A 19,072-nucleotide genomic window follows, 5' to 3' on the forward strand; every position below is an offset into this window, starting at 1 on the left:
CCCGATATAAGGCAGGAAGGGAAAAGGGTTCGTATCGATGATCCGCTATGCTTTGCGCTGCGACCAGGGCCATGATTTCGACGGCTGGTTCCGTTCGTCCGAGGCATTCGAGACGATGCGGACGGCCGGTCATGTCGCCTGCACGCAATGCGGGTCCGTGACGGTGGAAAAGTCGCTGATGGCCCCGGCGGTCGCGGCGGCCCGGCAGGCCGAACCGGCCGTGAATCCAGTCGAGGCTGCCCTTCAGACCCTGCGCCAGCAGGTCGAGGCGAACAGCGACTATGTCGGCCTGAAATTCGCGGACGAGGCGCGGGCCATGCACGAGGGCCGCGCCCCCACCCGCGCCATCCACGGCGAGGCGAAGATCGAGGAAGCCCGCAAGCTGATCGAGGACGGGGTGCCCGTGGCGCCCTTGCCCTTCGTTCCGCGCCAGAAGGCGAACTGACCCGTCACAACAAACGCCTCCATCCCCTTTCCGCCCTTGCGGTTTCGACACCCCGCCCATAAAAGCCGCGCCGACAGAAACCCTTGGCTGGAGGCCCGCGATGCCGCTTCTGGTGATGAAATTCGGCGGCACGTCGGTTGCGGATCTTGACCGCATCAGGAATGCCGCCCTGAAGGTGCAGCGCGAGGTCGAGCGCGGCTATGACGTGATCGTCATCGTCAGCGCCATGTCCGGCAAGACCAATGAGCTGGTCGGCTGGGTCGAGAAGACCTCGCCCTTGTTCGATGCGCGGGAATACGATGCCGTGGTCAGTTCGGGCGAGAACGTGACGGCCGGCCTGATGGCGCTGACGCTGCAGGAAATGGGCGTGCCCGCGCGCAGCTGGCAGGGCTGGCAGGTGCCGATCAACACGACCGCCGCCCATTCTGCCGCGCGCTTCGTGGACATTCCGCGGGCCAATATCGACCAGAAGTTCGCCGAAGGCTTCAAGGTCGCCGTTGTGGCGGGCTTCCAGGGGCTTGGCCCCGACGGACGGATCACGACATTGGGCCGGGGCGGGTCGGACACGACCGCCGTGGCCTTCGCGGCCGCCTTCAATGCGGAACGCTGCGACATCTATACCGACGTGGACGGCGTCTATACGACCGACCCGCGCATCACCAGCAAGGCGCGCAAGCTGGAAAAGATCGCCTTCGAGGAGATGCTGGAATTGGCATCCCTGGGCGCGAAGGTCCTGCAAACCCGGTCGGTGGAACTTGCCATGCGCTACAAGGTGCGGTTGCGCGTGCTATCCTCGTTCGAGGATACGGACGAGAATTCCGGCACCCTGATCTGCGATGAGGAAGAAATCATGGAATCGAAAGTCGTCAACGGCGTCGCCTCCTCGCGGGAGGAGGCCAAGATCACCCTGGTCACGGTCGAGGACAGGCCCGGCATCTCGGCCTCCATCTTCGCGCCCCTGGCCGATGCCGGCGTCAACGTGGACATGATCGTCCAGAACATTTCCGAAAAGGACTACGAGGATCATCCCGGTTCGGTGACCGACATGACCTTCTCGGTTCCGATCAACCAGGTCGAGCGTGCCAAGCGCGCGATGGAGGAGGCCAAGGCCGCCGGCACCATCGCCTATGACGAGCTGGTCGTCGATACCGAAGTCGCCAAGGTGTCGGTCGTGGGCATCGGCATGCGCAGCCATACGGGCGTCGCCGCCAGGATGTTCAAGGCGCTTGCCGATGAAAACGTCAACATCAAGGTCATCTCAACCAGCGAGATCAAGATTTCGGTGCTGATCGACCGCAAATATATGGAACTGGCCGTGCAGGCGCTGCATGATGCCTTTGGCCTGGAAGCGGCCTGACACGACCCGGCAGCTTGTCCCAAGGGCAACTGCGGGCTTTCGAAGCAAGGCGGGCCGGCGATGCAAGACCGCAAGGACAGCGACTCTCGCAAGTTGCTGCAACGGTTGAAGGGAATTCTGGCTGCCCCCGGCGGCGGCCAGGACCGACTTGACGAGATCACCCATCATATCGCCGATTCGATGGGCACGGATGTCTGCTCGATCTATCTGTTCCGCGACGCCAACACGCTGGAGTTGTGCGCGACCGAGGGCCTGCGCCCCGAATCCGTCCATCGCACGCGGCTGCGCCTGGGCGAGGGGCTGGTTGGCCGCGTGGCCCGCACCGGGCGGCATGTGAACACCGCCGATGCCCCTTCCGAACCCGGCTTCCGCTTCATGCCCGAAACCGGCGAGGAGGTGTTCCCCTCGTTTTTGGGCGTGCCGATCCAGCGGGTCGGCGAACGGCTGGGCGTGCTGGTTGTCCAGTGCCGCGAGGCGCGGCTGTTTTCCGAAGACGAGATCTATGGCCTCGAGGTCGTGGCCATGGTGCTGGCCGAGATGACCGAGCTTGGCGCCTTCCAGGGCAGCCAGGCCGACGGCCTGCCGCCTGCGCACCGCTTTCCGCTGATGATCCGCGGCGGCACCGCCCAGGAGGGCGCGGCCGAGGGGCGGGTCTGGCTGCACGAGGCCCGCGTCGTCGTCACGAACCCGGTGGGCGACGATCCCGACCGTGAACTCGCCCGCCTGCACGAGGGTGTCGAGATGCTGCGCAGCACCGTCGATACGATGGTAGCCGCCGCCGACATGGGAGGCGACGGCGAACATGCCGCGGTTCTGGAAACCTATCGCATGTTCGCCCATTCCCGCAGCTGGCTGAAGCGGATGGAGGAAGACATCCGCCTGGGCCTCTCGGCGGAGGCTGCGGTGGAAAAGGAACAGTCCGCCGCCCGCGCGCGCCTGGAAATGGCCTCCGATCCATACCTGCGCGACCGGCTGCATGACCTGGACGATCTATCGAACCGGCTTTTGCGGATCCTGACGGGGCAGGGGGCCGATACCGGGGCCGAGATGCCCGACAACCCCATCCTTGTGGCGCGCAACATCGGGCCCGCCGAATTGCTGGAATACGGCCGCCGCCTGAAGGGCGTGGTGCTGGAGGAAGGCAGCGTCGGCAGCCATGCCGCCATCGTCGCCCGGGCCTTGGCCATCCCGCTGGTGATCCATGCCGCGCGCATCACGTCCGAGGCGCTGAATGGCGACACGATCCTGATCGATGGCGACCAGGGCATTGTCCACCTGCGTCCCGAGGAAAGCGTCTACAAGGCCTTCCTGGACAAGATCGCCATGCAGGCCGAGGCGCAGAACCGTTATGCCAGCCTGCGCAGCCTGCCCGCGACCGGCACCTGCGGCACGACGGTCCAGCTTTACATGAATGCGGGCCTGATGGCCGACCTGCCGTCGCTGGCCGGATCCGGGGCTGAGGGCGTTGGCCTGTTCCGCACCGAATTGCAGTTCCTGATCCGCACCCATGTCCCGCGCCGCGCAGAGCTGGCCGAGCTGTACCGCCGCGTGATGGACAACGCGCAGGGCAAGCCGGTGATGTTCCGCACGCTGGACATCGGGTCCGACAAGGTCCTGCCCTACATGAAGCCGCAGGACGAACCCAACCCTGCTATGGGCTGGCGCGCGATCCGCGTGGGCCTGGACAAGCGCGGCATCCTGCGGATGCAGTTGCAGGCGCTGATCCGCGCGTCGGTCGGGCGGCCGCTGCATGTGATGTTCCCCTTCATCTCGGACATCAGCGAATACGAGGCCGCCTATCGCATCCTGATGCAGGAACTGTCGCGCGAACAGCGCGCGGGGCATCCGATGCCCTCGGACATCCGGGTGGGCGCCATGCTGGAAACTCCGTCCCTGGCCTTCGCGCCCAAGAAGTTCTTCGAGATGTGCGATTTCATCTCGATCGGCGGCAACGACCTCAAGCAGTTCTTCTTCGCCGCCGACCGGGAAAACGAACGCGTGCGCCGCCGCTACGACACGCTGAATTCGTCCTTCCTGCTGCTGCTGCGCCAGATCGTCGCGCGCTGCGAGGAGGCTCGCGTTCCCTTGTCCTTCTGCGGCGAGGATGCCGGCCGCCCGGTCGAGGCGCTGACCTTCGCTGCCCTGGGGATCCAGCGGCTGTCGATGCGCCCGGCCTCCATCGGGCCGGTCAAGCACCTGATCCGGCGCGTCTCGATCACGGGCCTGCGCCAGGTCATCGACGAGGGCCTGGATTCAGGCCTGCCGAACCTGCGCCAACCGGTGACGGAATGGCTGGCAAGCCAATAGGCGGAAAGCCGCGAAAACGGGCAGCAGGCCGTCACGGAGCCCGCCGATCGGCCTCTTTCCGGGGAAATAGGGCTTTCGGCTTGCGCCTTGCTGCGGCACAGGACCACCCTTATAGTGTAACGGTTTTTGGCAACCATCACCTGATATGAAGCGCCGTCAATTTCTCAACGCAGCCACCGCCCTGGCCGCCGGAGGCTCGTTTGCCGCCGTGCCTGCGCAGGCGCAGACCGCACCGGCCGAAACCGCACCCGGCGATGGCGGGGGCAACAATCCCCCGGCGCCCGCCCCCACCGTCTTCGGCTTCGAGGAGGTTGCCTCGCTGGCCGCCGAACGCGCGACGCGCGTCTACGAGCAGCCGGTGGCCGATCTGGTCGGCAGCTTTGCCAACCTGTCCTACGACCAGTATCGCGCGATCCGCTTTCGCCGCGACCGCGACCCCTTTGCGGGCAATCCCCGCTTCGGCATGGATCTGCTGTCGCCGGGCTCGATCTTCTACGAGCCGGTCAACATCAGTGTGGTCCGCGACGGCGTGCCGCACCGGCTGGAATTCGATCCGTCGATGCTGGAATTCGACCCCTCGCAGTTCCCCAACGGCGCGGATCTGCAGAACAAGGGAGAGATGGGCTGGTCGGGCTTCCGCCTGCGGACGGTCCTGAACCGGCCCGGCGTTCTTGACGAATTCCTGGTCTTCCAGGGCGCGACCTATTTCCGCGCCGTTGCGCGCGGCACGATCTATGGCCTGTCGGCGCGCGGCCTTGCCATCAAGACCGGCAGCCCGGATGGCGAGGAATTCCCGCTGTTCACCGATTTCTGGATTCAGGACCCTTCGGACGGGTCGGACTGGGTCCGCATCTATGCGCTTCTGGACAGCAAGTCGGTCGCGGGCGCCTATCAGTTCGACGTCAATCCCGGCGCGGTGTCGATGATCCGCGTGCGCGTCGCGCTGTTCCCGCGCATCGATCTGCAGAACACCGGGCTTGCGCCCCTGACCTCGATGTTCTGGTTCAGCCCCGCCAGCCGGCGCGAGGTGGACGATTACCGCCCGGCCGTCCATGACAGCGACGGCTTGCAGATGCACACCGGCGCGGGGCAGGCGCTGTGGCGGACGCTCGGCGCGCACAAGACGCTGCAGATCTCGTCCTTCGTGGACAACAATCCGCGCGGCTTCGGCCTGATCCAGCGCAAGCGCGACTTTGCCGATTACGAGGACCCCGAGGCCCTGTATCACCTGCGCCCCTCGGCCTGGATCCAGCCCGAGGAAAACTGGGGCGAGGGCGAGGTGCGCCTGGTCGAGATCCCGGTCGAGAACGAGTTCAACGACAACATCGTCACCTGCTGGGTCCCCAAGGAACCGCTGGCCCGCGACAAGCGCCACGAATTCCGCTATCGGCTGGCCTTTTCGCCGCTGCCCGCCAACGACCTGCCATTGGCCAAGGTCGTGCAGGCCCGGTCAGGGCGGTCGGTCAATTCAAAGACGACCCGCAGCGTCATCGTCGATTTCGACCTGTCCCTGTTTGCCGAAGCGCTGCCCGAATCCAGGGTCACGACCTCGGGCGGCACCATCGCCCATGCCTATCTGAAGCCGCTGCCCGCGCAGGGCGTGCTGCGCCTGGCCTTCGAATTCGATCCGGGCGACGCCACTTTGGCGGAACTGCAGGCCGTGCTGATCAGTCCCGAAGGCGTTGCGCAAAGCGAAACCTGGCTGGCCCGCTGGACCGCATGACGCTCATGGACCAGCCCTCCGCCCCCGCGGCGACACTGCCCGCCACCCCGCCCGAGGCGCCCCTGGCCATGCCGGTCCAGGACTTCCATGCGCCGCCGAAGCAGGCCTTTCCGCGCCTGCGCAACGACTGGCGGGTCTGGATGGCGCGACTGGTGGCCTTTGGCGGAACGGCGGCAATCGCGGTCATCGGCTTTCTGCAGATGCTGCAGTCCTTTGGCGTTGACCCGACGCCGATGCAGTGGGCGCTGCTGGCCCTGTTCGTGCCGACATTCGCCTGGGTCGGGTTTTCCTTCTGCAACGTTCTTGCCGGACTGTTCGCATCAGACCTGACGACGCCGGACGGCCCAAACAACGCGCGTGTCGCCGTGGTCATGCCCATCTATCACGAGGATGCGGCCAAGAGCATCGGCCTGCTGACCGCCCTGGCGCGCGATCTTGAACGCGAGGGGATGGCCCACCGGGCCGAGATCTTCGTGCTGTCCGACAGCCGCGACCCGGTGATCGCGGTGAGCGAGACGCTGGTGATCGACGCGGCGCGCAAGCTGTCGCCCCTGCCGATCTGGTATCGCCGCCGCATCACCAACGAGGACCGCAAGACCGGCAACATCAGTGACTTCATCCGCCGCTGGGGCGGGCGCTATGACCAGATGGTTGTGCTGGATGCCGACAGTATCATGTCGGGCGGCACCATTCGCGAGCTTTCGGCGCGGATGAACGCCGATCCGCGGCTGGCGCTGATCCAGACCATGCCCATCCTGGTCGGGGGCGAGACGATCTTTGCCCGGCTGACGCAATTCGCGGGCCGCGTTTATGGCCCGATGATCGCGCGCGGCGTTTCGGCCTGGTCGGGGGATACCGGCAATTTCTGGGGCCACAACGCCATCATCCGCCTGACAGCCTTCGCGTCGGCCTGCGGCCTGCCGCGCCTGCCGGGCAAGCCTCCCTTCGGCGGCACCATCCTGTCCCACGATTTCGTCGAGGCCGCGGCGCTCTGCCGGGCGGGCTGGAAGGTCCGGCTGGACCACGACCTGCGCGGCAGCTACGAGGGCTGCCCGCCGACACTGCTGGACATGGCCATTCGCGAACGCCGCTGGGCGCAGGGCAACCTCCAGCATTCGCGCCTGTTCGGGATCCGCGGGGCGCGCGCCATCTCGCTTGCGCATTTCACCATCGGTATCCTGGGCTTCCTGATGAGCCCGTTGTGGCTGGCCCTGATCCTGGTGGGCCTGGTCCTGTCGGCCACCGTGCTGCTGTCCACGCCCGAGTATTTCCCGACCGCCTATCAGCTGTTCCCCGACTGGCCGGTCTTTGACGCCCGGCGGATGCTGTGGCTGTTCATCGCCGCGATGGGCCTGCTGCTGCTGCCCAAGCTGATCGCGACCTTTCGCGCCTGGTCGCGGCCCCTGGCCCGCAATTCGGGTGGCCCGGTCCGCATCTTCGCCAGCTCGCTGTTCGAGATCCTGCTCTCGGCCCTGATCGCCCCGGTGCAGATGCTGATCCAGACGCGGCAGATCTATGAAATCCTGCGGGGTCAGGACAGCGGCTGGAACGCGCAGGTCCGCGCCGGGTCGATGCCCGACTGGAACGTCGTGCTCGCGCGGCACTGGGTGCATGTGCTGCTAGGCGTGGGCACGCTGATCGTTCTGGCGCAGTTTTCGCCCGCGCAGCTGATCTGGCTGTCGCCGATCCTGGCCGGGCTGATCCTGTCGCCCGTCACCTCGCGCTATTCGGCAAGCCCGATCTTTGGCCGCTGGGCGCGGATGCGCGGCCTGCTGGTCACCCCCGAGGAACGCGACACCCCGGCGATCCTGTCGGATGCGACAGCCGTCGTCCGGTCTCTGCCTCGGCCCCTGAAGGGCGCAAGCGGCCTGCTGCGGCTTGGCGGCGATGCCGACCTGATCAGCCGCCACGTGGCGCTGCTGCCCGACAATCCAGTTCTGCCCCGGGACAAGCGTCTGCACCGTATCACCGCCGGCGCCAAGATCGCCCATGCCGGCACCCGGAGCGAGGCGCTGGACTATCTGTCCCGCGATGAAACCGACGCGCTGGTCTCGGACCCCGCGCTGCTGCGGCAATGGAGCGTTCTGCCCTCATGAGGCGGCTCATCGCTCTGGATATGCTGCGCGGCTACGCGCTGGTCTGCATCATGCTGGACCACATGCCGGTTTCGGAACTGCGCTGGTTCACGCTGGCCAATTTCGCGATCTTCGATGCGGCGGAACTGTTCGTCCTGTTGTCCGGCTTCCTGGTCGGCATGGTCTGGCTGTCGGTCGAGCGCAAGGAGGGCCGCCGCGCTGCCCAGTGGCGCTTTGCCCGCCGCGCCTTCGAGGTCTGGCGCGCCCTGGTCTTTGGCGGGCTGGTCATGGCGCTGGTCTCGGCCGGGCTTCTGGCGCTGGACATGGATCACACGGCCATCTGGCACCAGTATGCCGTCTGGGTCCTGGAAAACCCCCTGGGCTTCTTCGGCGTCTTGGCCAGCATGTGGCTGCAGCCGAACCTGCTGGATGTGCTGGCGGTCTATGTGATCCTGCTGGCCTCGGTCCCGTTCCTGGTGCCGATGCTGCTGCGCTATCCGGTGGGCTTCGCGGCCGCGTCCTTCGTGCTGTGGTGCTTTGCGCCGGTACTGAACGCCTTCGTGCCGAACCACCGCCTGGGGGGGCTGCTGTTCAACCCCTTCGGCTGGCAGATGCTGTTCTTTTCCGGCATTGCCATGGGTCTTTACCGCCAGACGATCATGCCGGTGCTGATGCAGTACAGAAGGCTGCTGACGGTCCTTTCCACGGGCATGTTCCTGTTCGGCACGGCCATCGTGGTCGCCGCCAAGTTCGGCGAGCCCGCGCTGCCCGTTCGCGACGCCCTGCGCCTGATCTATGGCGGAGAGATCGGCAAATGGGACCTGGACGGCACGCGCTACATGGCGATCATGGGCGCAAGCTGGCTGGTCGCCGTGCCCCTGGCGCGCGTGATGGAGCGGATGGCCGCAAGCCGCCTGGGCGTGGCCCTGCAGCAGATCGGCCGGGGCGGGCTGTTTTCCTTCCTGGCCTGCGTGCTGCTGTCGGTGCTGGGCGACGCGTTCCAGATGAACCCCCTGGGGCAGGGCATCGCGCGCCGCATGGCCGTCGATGTCTGGGCAATCCTGGCGCTGTGGTGGATATCGGCACTGTGGCTGTCGCATGGCGCGCGCTGGCAGATGTCGATCACCCTGCGGCACCAGGCCAAGGGCTGAGTGAAACGGCACAATCCGGGAAACCTGGAGGCGGGTACCGGAATCGAACCGGTCTTCACGGATTTGCAATCCGCTGCGTAACCTCTCCGCCAACCCGCCGCCGAAAGGTTCGCATGGAATAGAGGATTGGCGCGCGGCCTGCAAGACAGGAATGTGCAGCGTTGCTAGGCCCAAGGAATCGTGGCAATAAGCTAGAGAGAAAGTTGCAAAGGTTCCCCGAGATGAGCGATTTCGCCGCGCGGCGCATCATGATGGTGGACACGCAGGTCCGCCCCAACGACGTCACCAAATTCCCCGTCATCGAGGCCATGCTGGCCGTCCCGATGGAGGATTTCGTGCCCGACTCGCGCAGGGCGGTCGCCTATTCGGGTGAAAACCTGGATCTGGGACAGGGCCGCGTCCTGCTGGAGCCGCGGACGCTGGGCAAGATGATCGACATGCTGGACCTGCAGCCGGAGGACATGGTCCTGGATCTGGGCTGCGGCTATGGCTATTCGTCCGCGGTCATCGCGCGGCTGGTCCAGGCCGTCGTCGCCATCGAGGACAAGGCCGACATGGCCGCCGAGGCCGAGCGCCGGCTGGGCGAGGCGGGCGTTTTCAACGTCGCGGTGCTGAATGCCCCCTTGGCGCAGGGCGCGCTGAAGCAGGGCCCCTATGACGCCATCCTCATCGGCGGCGGGGTCGAGACGGTGCCGGCGGCGATCCTCGAGCAGCTGAAGGAGGGCGGGCGCATCGCCGCGCTTTTCCTGGAAGGGGCCCTGGGCGTCGTCAGGATCGGCCATCTTCTCCACGGCCGGGTCAACTGGCGCTATGGCTTCAACGCCCAGGCTCCCCTGCTGGCAGGATTCGAGCGCGAAAGGGGATTTGTGCTGTGATCAAGATGCGTTGTTTTTCAGGGGTCGCTGCCATCGCGCTGATGGCTTTCACCAGTCACGCAGCCATTGCCGAGTCGCTGGCCGACACGATGGTCGCGGCCTATCGCCATTCGGCGCTGATCGAGCAGAACCGCGCGGTGCTGCGCGCCGCAGACGAGGATGTCGCCGCCGCGCTTGCCGAGTTGCGCCCTATCGTTCAATGGACCGCAAGCCATTTCGTCAATCGGTCCGAAGGGCTGCAGGGCGACCATACCACGACCCGCTCGACCGCGCTGGAGATCGGCGCCCAGATGACGCTTTACGACTGGGGCCGGTCGCAGCTTGCAATCGATTCGGCCAAGGAACAGGTGCTGGCGACGCGCCAAGGGCTTGTGGCCGTTGAACAGGACGTCCTGCTGGACGCGACGGCCGCGTTTTTCGACATCAAGCAGGCGACCGAACGCGTGGCCCTGCAACAGAACTCGGTCGAGGTTCTGACCCGCGTGCGCCAGGCCGCGCAGGATCGCTTCGACGTGGGCGAGATCACCGTGACCGACGTGGCGCAGGCCGATGCGCAGCTGGCGGAAACGCAGGCGGGGCTGGCCTCGGCCCAAGGGGATCTGGAAATCGCGCGCGAGGCTTACCTGGCGGCGACCGGACGCTTTCCCAACGCGCTGGACGCCCCCCCGCCGCTGCCTCGGCTGCCGGCCAATGTCGACGAGGCGCGGGCCCTCGGGCAGCGCAGCCATCCGCTGATCGGGCAGGCGCAGCGTCAGGCGGCTGCCGCCGAACTGGGGGTTGCTGCTGCTGCGGCCGAACGCAACCCGGTCTTCACGGGCAATATCGCGGCAGGCATCGAGCGTGCCCCGCAAACGCAGTTCGGCGGGGACTATGAAACCCGCGACAACGCCTCGGTGGGGCTGGAGTTGAACCAGACCATCTATTCCGGCGGGCGCCTGTCTGCCCAGCACCGTCGGGCGATGGCGTTCCGCGACGAGGCGCGGTCCAACCTGCTGAATGTCGCGCGCCAGATCAGCCAGCTGGTCGGCGAATCATGGGCCAACATCGACGTGGCCCGTGCCCAGATCGGCGCCATCGACGAACAGATCACGGCGGCGCAGGAAGCCTATAACGGGGTCCGCGAGGAAGCGCTTCTGGGCGCGCGCACGACGCTGGACGTGCTGGATGCCGAACAGTCACTGCTGGAGGCGCGGGCCGACAGGATCACGGCGGAAGCCAACCTCCAATTAGCACATTATCAACTTCTCGCTGCTATGGGTCGTCTTACGGTAGAACACCTCAACCTGGGGATTCCGACATATGACCCTTCGCAGTACTACAACGCCGTGCGCGACGCGCCTTATACCAGCAAGCAGGGCGAAAGCCTTGATCGCGTGCTTCGCGCGATCGGGCGGAACTGACCTTCCGATCGGCGGGGGCATCCATGGCTGACCCCCGTTTCTCGCAGAATGCGGCCCGCCTGTCGGAGGATATCGGGGACGTGCTGTCCGCCATCCGCCGGATGATTGCCGATGACGATGCGCTCAGCAGCGCGCGGGCCGGTGTCCAGGTGGAGCGCGGCAACCTGATTCAGGACGACGCCGGCGAATTCCTGGCCCGCCGCTATGGGGGCAATGCGGCCTTGGCGCGGCGCATGGTGGAAACGGCCGAATCGGTGCGTCCCGTAGAGCCCTCGGTGGTGGCCGCTGTGCAGCAGCCCGAACCCCCGCAAGCCACGCCGATTGTCCTGCGCGTTCCTTCCGAAACCGCCAGCAATGTGGCCCCCCTTCGGGTGGGGGCCGAACGCCGGATCGCCGAGCCGGAACAGGCCAAGCCGTCAGGCTGGCGGGCCTGGCTTCGCTCGGAGCCGCGCGAGGCGACGCCCCCGCAGCCCCAGCAGAGGCCTGCGCCGGGCAGTGTCGCTTCGGCGATCCAGGACGGCGGCGACGATGCCGACGATTTTGCCGAAGCCTTTGACTGGAAGGCCCGGATGCGTCCCGAACTGGACGAACTGGCCCCGGTTGCGGCGCTCAGGCCGGCCGAGCAACGCCTGTCCGTCTGGGCCATGTCGCCCGAACCTGCGGCCATGGACACGGTCGCCCAGTTGTCTGCCGCGGCGGATGCCTTTGACGCGGAACTGCAAGCCCAAGCGGGCATGGAGGACGCGGAACAGGACATCCGCGCCCTGCTGCGCGAGATGGTGCAGGAAGAACTGAACGGCGAACTGGGCGAGCGTTTTTCGGCCAACCTGCGCGCCGTCATCCGGCGCGAGGTCGCGGCCGCCATCGAAGCTCAGCTGGATCGGTTCTGAGACATCGGGCAGCGCCCGCCCCGGCGCTGCCCGGTTCCCATCCGGGGCGCGTTTTGCAGCCTCGTAGCGCCACGGGTCAGCGATCCCACCATGGCTTTCCGTGAGCCTCCACTTGGCCGCGTTGAGGTACCAGTGACGTCGCTGCTGTGCTTGGCCTGTTCATTCTTCCTTGCTTCGGAGCGCACGGCCGAGGTGACATCTGGACGCCTGCTCGGTTCGACAAATCGGCGAACAGGCACGCACCGGCGGCCCTGCGTTTTCGCACGACGGGCCTTGCCTGACGGGCGCGACGGTGGTCTACCAATTGCATGAAAAAGTCCGACAACCCCGCCGATCCGTTCAAGAAGGCCTTGTCCGAGGCTACGCGCGCCCTGGCCGATGACCGCGAGTTGAACGTGACCTTCAGCGCCGATCCCTCGGGCGTGGCGGGCGACACGATGCGCCTGCCCCAGGTCAGCCGCCGCATGGCCCGCGAGGAGGTCCTGCTGGCCCGCGGCACGGCTGACGCGCTGGCGATGCGGATGCGCCATCATGACGTGGCCACCCATGCCCGCTTTGCCCCTGCCGGCCCCATGGCGCGGGAACTGTACGAGGCGATGGAAACCGCGCGGTGCGAAGCGCTTGGGGCGCGTGACATGCCCGGCGCGCTGTCCAATATCGACGCCCGCATCGGCGCGGATGCCGACAAGAAGGGCTATGGCCAGATCAAGGCCCCCGCCGATGCGCCTCTGGCGGTCGCGGCCGGCTATATCCTGCGCCAGGCCGCCACGGGCCGCGCGCTGCCCGCCGGCGCCCAGCATGTCGCCGACCTGTGGCGGCCCTTTGTGGAACAGCAGGCGGGCGGGTCGCTGTCCCATGTGAACGAGGTGCTGGCCGACCAGGCGGCCTTCGCGCGCCTGTCGCGGCAGGTGATCAGCGACCTGGGCTATGCGGACCAGCTTGGCGACGACCCCGACCAGCCCGAGGAGGACGAGGCCGAGGAGAACGCCGAGCAAGACGAGGAAGCGGGCGACAACCAGTCCCGCGACCAGGACGACAGCGAGGATGCCGAGGCATCGCCGGAACGCTCGCAGGAACAGCAGCAGGACGAACGGCAGGCCCAGGTCAGCATGGACGACCAGTCCGACGAGCAGCTGACCGACGAGGCCGAGATGCCTGAATCGGACACGCCGCCCGACATGCCGCCTCCGGTCAGCGAGGCCAGCGCGGATTACAAGGTCTTCAGCCAGCAATGGGACGAGGAGATTCGCGCCGAGGATCTGGCTGATCCGGCCGAGCTGGAGCGGCTGCGGGCCTATCTGGACAAGCAGCTGGAACCCCTGCGCGGGGCGGTGTCGCGCCTGGCCAACAAGTTGCAGCGACGCTTGCAGGCCCAGCAGAACCGCAGCTGGGAGTTCGACAAGGAGGAAGGCGTGCTGGACGCGGGCCGCCTGGCGCGCGTGGTGGCGAACCCGACCACGCCCTTGTCCTTCAAGGTCGAGAAGGACACCGAGTTCCGCGACACCGTGGTGACGCTGCTGATCGACAATTCGGGGTCGATGCGCGGCCGCCCGATCTCGATCGCGGCGATCTGCGCGGATGTACTGGCCCGGACGCTGGAGCGCTGCAGCGTCAAGGTCGAGATCCTTGGCTTTACCACGCGCGCCTGGAAGGGCGGCCAGTCGCGCGAGGCCTGGTTGCAGGCGGGCCGTCCCGCGCAGCCGGGGCGCCTGAACGACCTGCGCCACATCATCTACAAGGGGGCCGATGCGCCCTGGCGGCGGGTGCGGCCGAACCTTGGGCTGATGATGAAGGAAGGCTTGCTCAAGGAAAACATCGATGGCGAGGCGCTGGAATGGGCGCACAAGCGGCTGGTCAGGCGGTCCGAGGCGCGCAAGATCCTGATGGTGATTTCCGATGGCGCGCCTGTCGATGATTCGACCCTGTCGGTCAATCCGGCGAACTATCTGGAAAAGCACCTGCGCGACGTGATCGCCATGGTGGAAAAGAAGCGCATGGTTGAACTGCTGGCGATCGGCATCGGCCATGACGTGACGCGGTACTACGAACGCGCGGTGACGATCACGGATGCCGATCAGCTTGCTGGCGCGATTACCGAGCAGTTGGCGGCGCTGTTCGACGCCGACCCGCGGAAGCGCGCGCGCGCCATGGGCATGGCGGCCCGCCGCGCCTGATGCGTCCCGCGGTGGCAGGGGGTCCTCGGACCCCCTGCGGACGCCCAGGGGCGTCCTACCCCCGAGGATATTTTTCTGAAGAAGAAAGCAACAAGGGCAGGGTGGCGCGCAGTCTTGCCATGCCGCCGGGATGCCAGCCCATCGCGTGCAGTCGGGCGCAGTCCTGGACGCGCAGGGGTGCCGGGTTGGCGCGAAGGGGCAGGGGGTGCGGGCTGCCTGTCAGGGCCTGGACCGCTGCCAGCAGGTCGTGGCGATCCAAAACCAGATCGCTGCAGTTCACCTGCGGGGGCGGGTCTGGCTGGGACAGCAGCAGCAGGATCGCGGCGGCCAGGTCGTCGCCATGAACCTCGGTCGCGATGCGGGGCGGGATGGGGCGGCCCGCCAGGTAATCGCCGAACAGGTCGTGCCATTTGTCGGGCAAGCCATAGACCCCTGTTGCGCGGATCGCGGTGCCTTTGACAGGCAGGCCTGCAAGATAGGCCTCGGCGTCGGCCTTGACCCGGCTGTAAAGGTTGGCGGGCCGGGCAGGCAGGTCGTCCGGCAAGACGGTTCCGGGCGGATAGCCGTCATGGACCGCGCGAGAGGACAGGAAGACGATCCCGCCCACCCCGTCGCGCAACGCGGCATCGAAGAGCCGCCGGGTGCCGTCGCCGTTCAGGCGCAGGAAGCCGTCCGGATCGTCGCCCTCTCCCCCGCGATAGCGGCCGGGGGCATGGGCAAAGGCGCAGTGGATCAGCGCGTCATGGCCGGACAGGTCGGGGGCATCGCCCAGGCGAAAGCCCGTGCCGCGATCGAGGCGGGTCACCTGGTGGCCCGCGGCTTGCGCGGCCCGCAGCACGAAGCTGCCGACGATGCCCGATGCGCCTGTCAGGGCGATGCGCATCAGGCGGCCGGGCAAGCCTGGGCTGCGAGGTCGGGGACCGGCTGGCCTTCCGCGATGGCGCGCCACAGATCGATCAGCGGGCGCAGCAGATGGGCCTTGTCATGATCCTGCCAGGGCTTTTCATACTGGAAATGCAGGATGCGGATGTCCTCCCAGCTCCACAGTTCCGGCATGTTGATCCAGACGTACTGCAGCATGTTGTGATGGATCGACAGCCCGTGCCAGTCGGGGAAATAGTCCTGCAGGAAGGTCTGGTCGGTCCGCCGCCAGAAGACGCCCGGCCGGTCCAGGTGCGTCATCATCGCCTTGAAGGTGCGGATGTCGGGACGCGCGGTGAACACGCCCGAGTTCATGCGGTGGAAGCCGTCCAGCCCATCATAGACATTGGGCGCGGCGCAGAATTCCGGCAGTTCGAACAGCTTTTCGACCGAGCGCAGCACGACCGCATCGGCGTCGATGAAGACGCAGCGGTCGTAATCCAGCTGCCACAGCCGCAGCTTGACGAAATTGTCCAGGGGCGTGTGGAAGTCGGGCTTGCCGCCGCGGGTGAAGGCCGCGCGGGCGTGCAGCGCGTCGCGGGCATGGGTGCGGTCGAAGGTTTCGCTGGTGGGCAGCAGGTCGGCCGCGATCAGCCGGGCGCCATGGACGCGCAGCCGCGCCAGATGGGCGGGGCCAAGCCCGCGATGCATGACCACCAGGTCGGCGCGCGTTCCCGTCAGCTTCAGCGAACGCAGCAGGGCCTCGGTCCCCGGCAGGTAGTCGGGATTGGTGACCAGCGTGACATAGGCATGGTCGGATTTGGCTGAGGTTTCAGCCTGCAGGCCATCGGGCAAGGCGCGACCTGTGCCACGGGGTGCGGTTCGGTACAGCGGCGAGATCCGGGTGGTGTCCATCGGGTATCCTGGGCAGTCCAAAGAAGTCTGGCGGCGATCTTGGCGACGTTATGGCATTTTCGTGAACCGTAGATGACAGAACGCAACGAACTTTGCCATGGTTCATCCCCAGGCTAACCTGCCCGTAACAAGCAAGGGAACGATCATGAGCCTGCCCACCGACCTTTCCGACCGCCTGCGTGGCATCCTGGGAACACGCCTGTCCGAGACTGAAGCGGACCGCAACCACCATGCGCAGTCGGAAAGCTTTCACCGCTCGGCCCCGCCCGACGCGGTCGCCTGGCCCGACAGCGCCGAGGAGGTGGCCGCGATCCTGTCGGCCTGCAACGAGGCCCGCGTGCCGGTGATCCCTTGGGGAACCGGCACCTCGCTGGAGGGGCACGCGCTGCCGGTTCGCGGCGGCCTTTCCCTTGACCTGTCGCGGATGGACAAGGTGGTCGAGATCCGGGCCGAGGACATGCAGGCCTCTGTCCAGCCGGGCGTCACGCGAGAGGCGCTGAACACGGAGCTGCGCGCGACGGGGCTGTTCTTTCCGGTCGATCCGGGGGCCAATGCCTCGCTTGGCGGGATGGCCTCGACGCGGGCCAGCGGGACGACCGCCGTCAGGTATGGCACGATGCGCGACAATGTGCTGGCCTTGCAGGTGGTTCTGGCCGACGGGCGGATCATCCGCACGGGCACCCGGGCGGCGAAATCCAGCGCCGGCTACGACCTGACCGGGCTGTTCGTCGGAGCCGAGGGCACGCTGGGCGTCATCACCGAACTGACCCTGCGCCTGCATGGCCAGCCCGAAGAGGTGGCGGCCGCCGTCTGTGCCTTTGATAGCCTGGACAGCGCCGTCGAATGCGTCAGCGCCACGATCCAGTCGGGCATTCCCATGGCGCGGATCGAATTCGTCGATGCGGCATCCGCGCGGGCCTTCAACCTCCATTCCGGCAGCGCCATGCCCGAACAGCCGCACCTGATGATCGAGTTCCACGGCAGCCTCGGCGCCGTGCGGGAGGATGCCGCCCGCTTCGGCGAGATCGCGGCCGAGTTCGGCGCCCAGGGTTTCGACTGGGCCACCACCGCCGAGGATCGCGCCCGGCTATGGCGGATGCGGCATGGCGCCTATCACGCCTGCCTGGCGCTGCGGCCCGGTGCCGCGGGGCTGATCACCGATGTCTGCGTGCCGATGTCGCATCTGCCTGCCGCCGTTCACGCCGCGGCCGAGGACATTGCGGCGGAAGGGCTGATCGGTCCCATCCTGGGCCATGTGGGCGACGGCAACTTCCATTCGCTGCTGCTGGTCGATCCGGCCAGCACGGACGAGATCGCGGCGGCCAAGCGCGTCGCCACCCGCATGGCCGAGCGCGCGCTGGCCGTGGGCGGAACGATCACCGGCGAGCATGGCATCGGCATCGGCAAGCGCGGCCTGATGGCGGCCCAGCACGGCGAGGGATGGCAACTGATGGGCCAGATCAAGGCGGCGCTGGATCCCAATGACATCCTGAACCCGGGAAAGCTGGTGCCGGACAGGAACTAGGCCAATCTTCGGCAGTTGGCTTGCTAAGCTTACCGGAGAAACCCCATGTCCCATAACGACAATAACCCGCAGCGTTCGGCGCGGCGCCATGTGCCCGCGCTGACCGCTCTTGCCATTGTCCTGATCGCGGCTTTCGTGGCCTTCCTTGTGTTCCGCCCCGGAGCGGAGGAGCAGAACGAAGGGATCGCGACGACGCCTCCGCCCGCCGACGCGCCCATCACCAATGCGGAAGGCACCGACGGCACCGCGCCCCCACTGGTCTCGCCCGAGGGCACCCCGCAGATGGAGGAGGGAGAGGTCCGCGGCACCGAGGCTGCCCCCGCGACCGAGAGCGCTCCTCCCGCCACCCAGGACGCCCCGCCCGCCGGTCAGGAGGCGAACTGACTGACGCACTCGTGACCGTCACGAACCGGTGACTTTGTCTCACGGCTTTGCGATAAGCCTGTCAGAACAAGATCCGGTTCAGGACGCCACGAGGGCAGGATGAGACTTTTTCCTAAGCTATTGCTTGGTTTGATGTTGGTATTGGCCGTTGCCTGCGCGCGCACCCCTGAACGGGGCGGCTATCGTCAGGCGCCGGGCCCGGGGGCGAACCCGCAACTGGGCGATTCGGCGCCGCATGACTGGGGGGGGCGCGGCCCCTATGGCCATGCGGTCCACGGCATCGACGTGTCGCGCTGGCAGGGAGATATCGACTGGAACCGCGTGCGCAGCGCCGGCATCAGCTTTGCCTTCATCAAGGCGACCGAAGGGGGCGATCACTACGACCCCAGCTTCCACCGCTATTGGCGCGAGGCCGCGGCGGCCCGCATTCCGCGCGGGGCCTATCACTATTTCTATTTCTGCCGCACGGGCGCTGAACAGGCGCGCTGGTTCATCCAGCAGGTGCCGCGGGAAATCGGGTCGCTGCCGCCGGTGATCGACCTGGAATGGACCCATTCCAAGACCTGCCCGCGCCGTCCCCCATCCTATGAGATCAAGCGCGAAGCCGCGATCTTCATGGAGATCGTCGGGCGTCATTACGGTCAGCGGCCGATCATCTATACGACCGTCGATTTCTACCGTGACAACCGCCTGGGCGACATGCGGGCGGAATTCTGGCTGCGCTCCGTCGCCAATCACCCCAGCGTTCCCTATCCCGGGCAGCGTTGGGCCTTCTGGCAATATACCGGGACCGGCATCGTTCCGGGCATTCGGGGCAATACCGACCTGAACGCCTTCGCCGGAAGCCGCGCGGACTGGGTGCGATGGTTGCAAGCCCGACTGACACGGTAAGACCCCGGTTCTGGCTGGGGGTCGAGTTCGCGGCGCTTTATATCGGGGCGCCGCTGGCGATTGCGCTGTTCATGCCGGGCCGCCACCTGTTTGCGGCTC

Annotated in this window: 15 protein-coding genes and 1 tRNA gene; 13 read left to right on the forward strand and 3 right to left on the reverse strand. The window is 66.9% G+C overall.

Annotated elements, in window-relative coordinates; translation table 11 throughout:
- Nucleotides 1–37 precede the first annotated feature (37 nt).
- From OU682_RS07700 to opgC, 6 genes are all read left to right on the forward strand, one after another.
- The gene (locus tag OU682_RS07700) at nucleotides 38–445 is read left to right on the forward strand and encodes a DUF1178 family protein (protein WP_268941484.1); all 408 of its coding nucleotides are present in this window, start codon (nucleotides 38–40) and stop codon (nucleotides 443–445) included.
- Nucleotides 446–545: 100 nt separating this feature from the next.
- A complete protein-coding gene (locus OU682_RS07705; protein ID WP_268941485.1) occupies nucleotides 546–1,802 on the forward strand; it encodes an aspartate kinase in 1,257 nt (418 codons plus the stop codon).
- 60 nt (nucleotides 1,803–1,862) lie between these two features.
- Nucleotides 1,863–4,109, forward strand: coding sequence for a phosphoenolpyruvate--protein phosphotransferase (ptsP, locus tag OU682_RS07710; protein ID WP_268941486.1), 2,247 nt, complete (start codon nucleotides 1,863–1,865; stop codon nucleotides 4,107–4,109).
- A 145-nt stretch (nucleotides 4,110–4,254) separates the two neighbouring features.
- On the forward strand, nucleotides 4,255–5,832 hold the full coding sequence (locus OU682_RS07715) for an OpgD/OpgG family glucan biosynthesis protein (RefSeq protein ID WP_268941487.1): 1,578 nt from the start codon (nucleotides 4,255–4,257) through the stop codon (nucleotides 5,830–5,832).
- A 5-nt stretch (nucleotides 5,833–5,837) separates the two neighbouring features.
- Entirely contained in the window at nucleotides 5,838–7,928 is a 2,091-nt protein-coding gene (gene mdoH / locus OU682_RS07720; RefSeq protein ID WP_268941488.1) for a glucans biosynthesis glucosyltransferase MdoH, read from the forward strand.
- Nucleotides 7,925–9,058: an OpgC domain-containing protein gene (opgC, locus tag OU682_RS07725; protein WP_268941489.1), complete on the forward strand. Its 1,134-nt coding sequence runs from the start codon at nucleotides 7,925–7,927 to the stop codon at nucleotides 9,056–9,058. Before mdoH ends, opgC begins: the two co-directional genes overlap by 4 nt.
- Before the next feature lie 25 nt (nucleotides 9,059–9,083).
- Here the strand turns inward: opgC and OU682_RS07730 are convergent.
- Nucleotides 9,084–9,157 (reverse strand) — tRNA-Cys (locus OU682_RS07730).
- 122 nt (nucleotides 9,158–9,279) lie between these two features.
- On the opposite strand from OU682_RS07730, the gene OU682_RS07735 reads away from it, so the two are divergent.
- The 4 genes from OU682_RS07735 (at nucleotide 9,280) to cobT (ending at nucleotide 14,397) form a co-directional block, all read left to right on the forward strand.
- Entirely contained in the window at nucleotides 9,280–9,933 is a 654-nt protein-coding gene (locus tag OU682_RS07735) for a protein-L-isoaspartate O-methyltransferase family protein (RefSeq protein ID WP_268941490.1), read from the forward strand.
- A 5-nt stretch (nucleotides 9,934–9,938) separates the two neighbouring features.
- A complete protein-coding gene (locus OU682_RS07740) occupies nucleotides 9,939–11,333 on the forward strand; it encodes a TolC family outer membrane protein (protein ID WP_268941549.1) in 1,395 nt (464 codons plus the stop codon).
- A 23-nt stretch (nucleotides 11,334–11,356) separates the two neighbouring features.
- Nucleotides 11,357–12,223 (forward strand): hypothetical protein, encoded by an 867-nt coding sequence (locus tag OU682_RS07745; protein ID WP_268941491.1) that lies wholly within the window; start codon nucleotides 11,357–11,359, stop codon nucleotides 12,221–12,223.
- 308 nt (nucleotides 12,224–12,531) lie between these two features.
- The gene (gene cobT, locus OU682_RS07750; protein ID WP_268941492.1) at nucleotides 12,532–14,397 is read left to right on the forward strand and encodes a cobaltochelatase subunit CobT; all 1,866 of its coding nucleotides are present in this window, start codon (nucleotides 12,532–12,534) and stop codon (nucleotides 14,395–14,397) included.
- 55 nt (nucleotides 14,398–14,452) lie between these two features.
- Here cobT and OU682_RS07755 read toward each other — a convergent pair whose 3' ends face one another.
- On the reverse strand, nucleotides 14,453–15,280 hold the full coding sequence (locus OU682_RS07755; protein ID WP_268941493.1) for an NAD-dependent epimerase/dehydratase family protein: 828 nt from the start codon (nucleotides 15,278–15,280) through the stop codon (nucleotides 14,453–14,455).
- Nucleotides 15,280–16,173, reverse strand: a complete 894-nt coding sequence (locus OU682_RS07760; protein ID WP_268941494.1) for a glycosyltransferase — start codon at nucleotides 16,171–16,173, stop codon at nucleotides 15,280–15,282. Before OU682_RS07760 ends, OU682_RS07755 begins: the two co-directional genes overlap by 1 nt.
- Nucleotides 16,174–16,318: 145 nt before the next feature.
- Here OU682_RS07760 and OU682_RS07765 point away from each other — a divergent pair, with 145 nt between their 5' ends.
- The 3 genes from OU682_RS07765 (at nucleotide 16,319) to OU682_RS07775 (ending at nucleotide 18,973) form a co-directional block, all read left to right on the forward strand.
- The gene (locus tag OU682_RS07765) at nucleotides 16,319–17,698 is read left to right on the forward strand and encodes an FAD-binding oxidoreductase (RefSeq protein WP_268941495.1); all 1,380 of its coding nucleotides are present in this window, start codon (nucleotides 16,319–16,321) and stop codon (nucleotides 17,696–17,698) included.
- Nucleotides 17,699–17,743: 45 nt separating this feature from the next.
- Entirely contained in the window at nucleotides 17,744–18,082 is a 339-nt protein-coding gene (locus OU682_RS07770) for a hypothetical protein (protein WP_268941496.1), read from the forward strand.
- Between the two features lie 132 nt (nucleotides 18,083–18,214).
- Nucleotides 18,215–18,973: a glycoside hydrolase family 25 protein gene (locus OU682_RS07775; RefSeq protein ID WP_268941497.1), complete on the forward strand. Its 759-nt coding sequence runs from the start codon at nucleotides 18,215–18,217 to the stop codon at nucleotides 18,971–18,973.
- Nucleotides 18,974–19,072 lie beyond the last annotated feature (99 nt).

The organism is Paracoccus benzoatiresistens (genome assembly GCF_026913015.1).
GTDB lineage: Bacteria > Pseudomonadota > Alphaproteobacteria > Rhodobacterales > Rhodobacteraceae > Paracoccus > Paracoccus benzoatiresistens.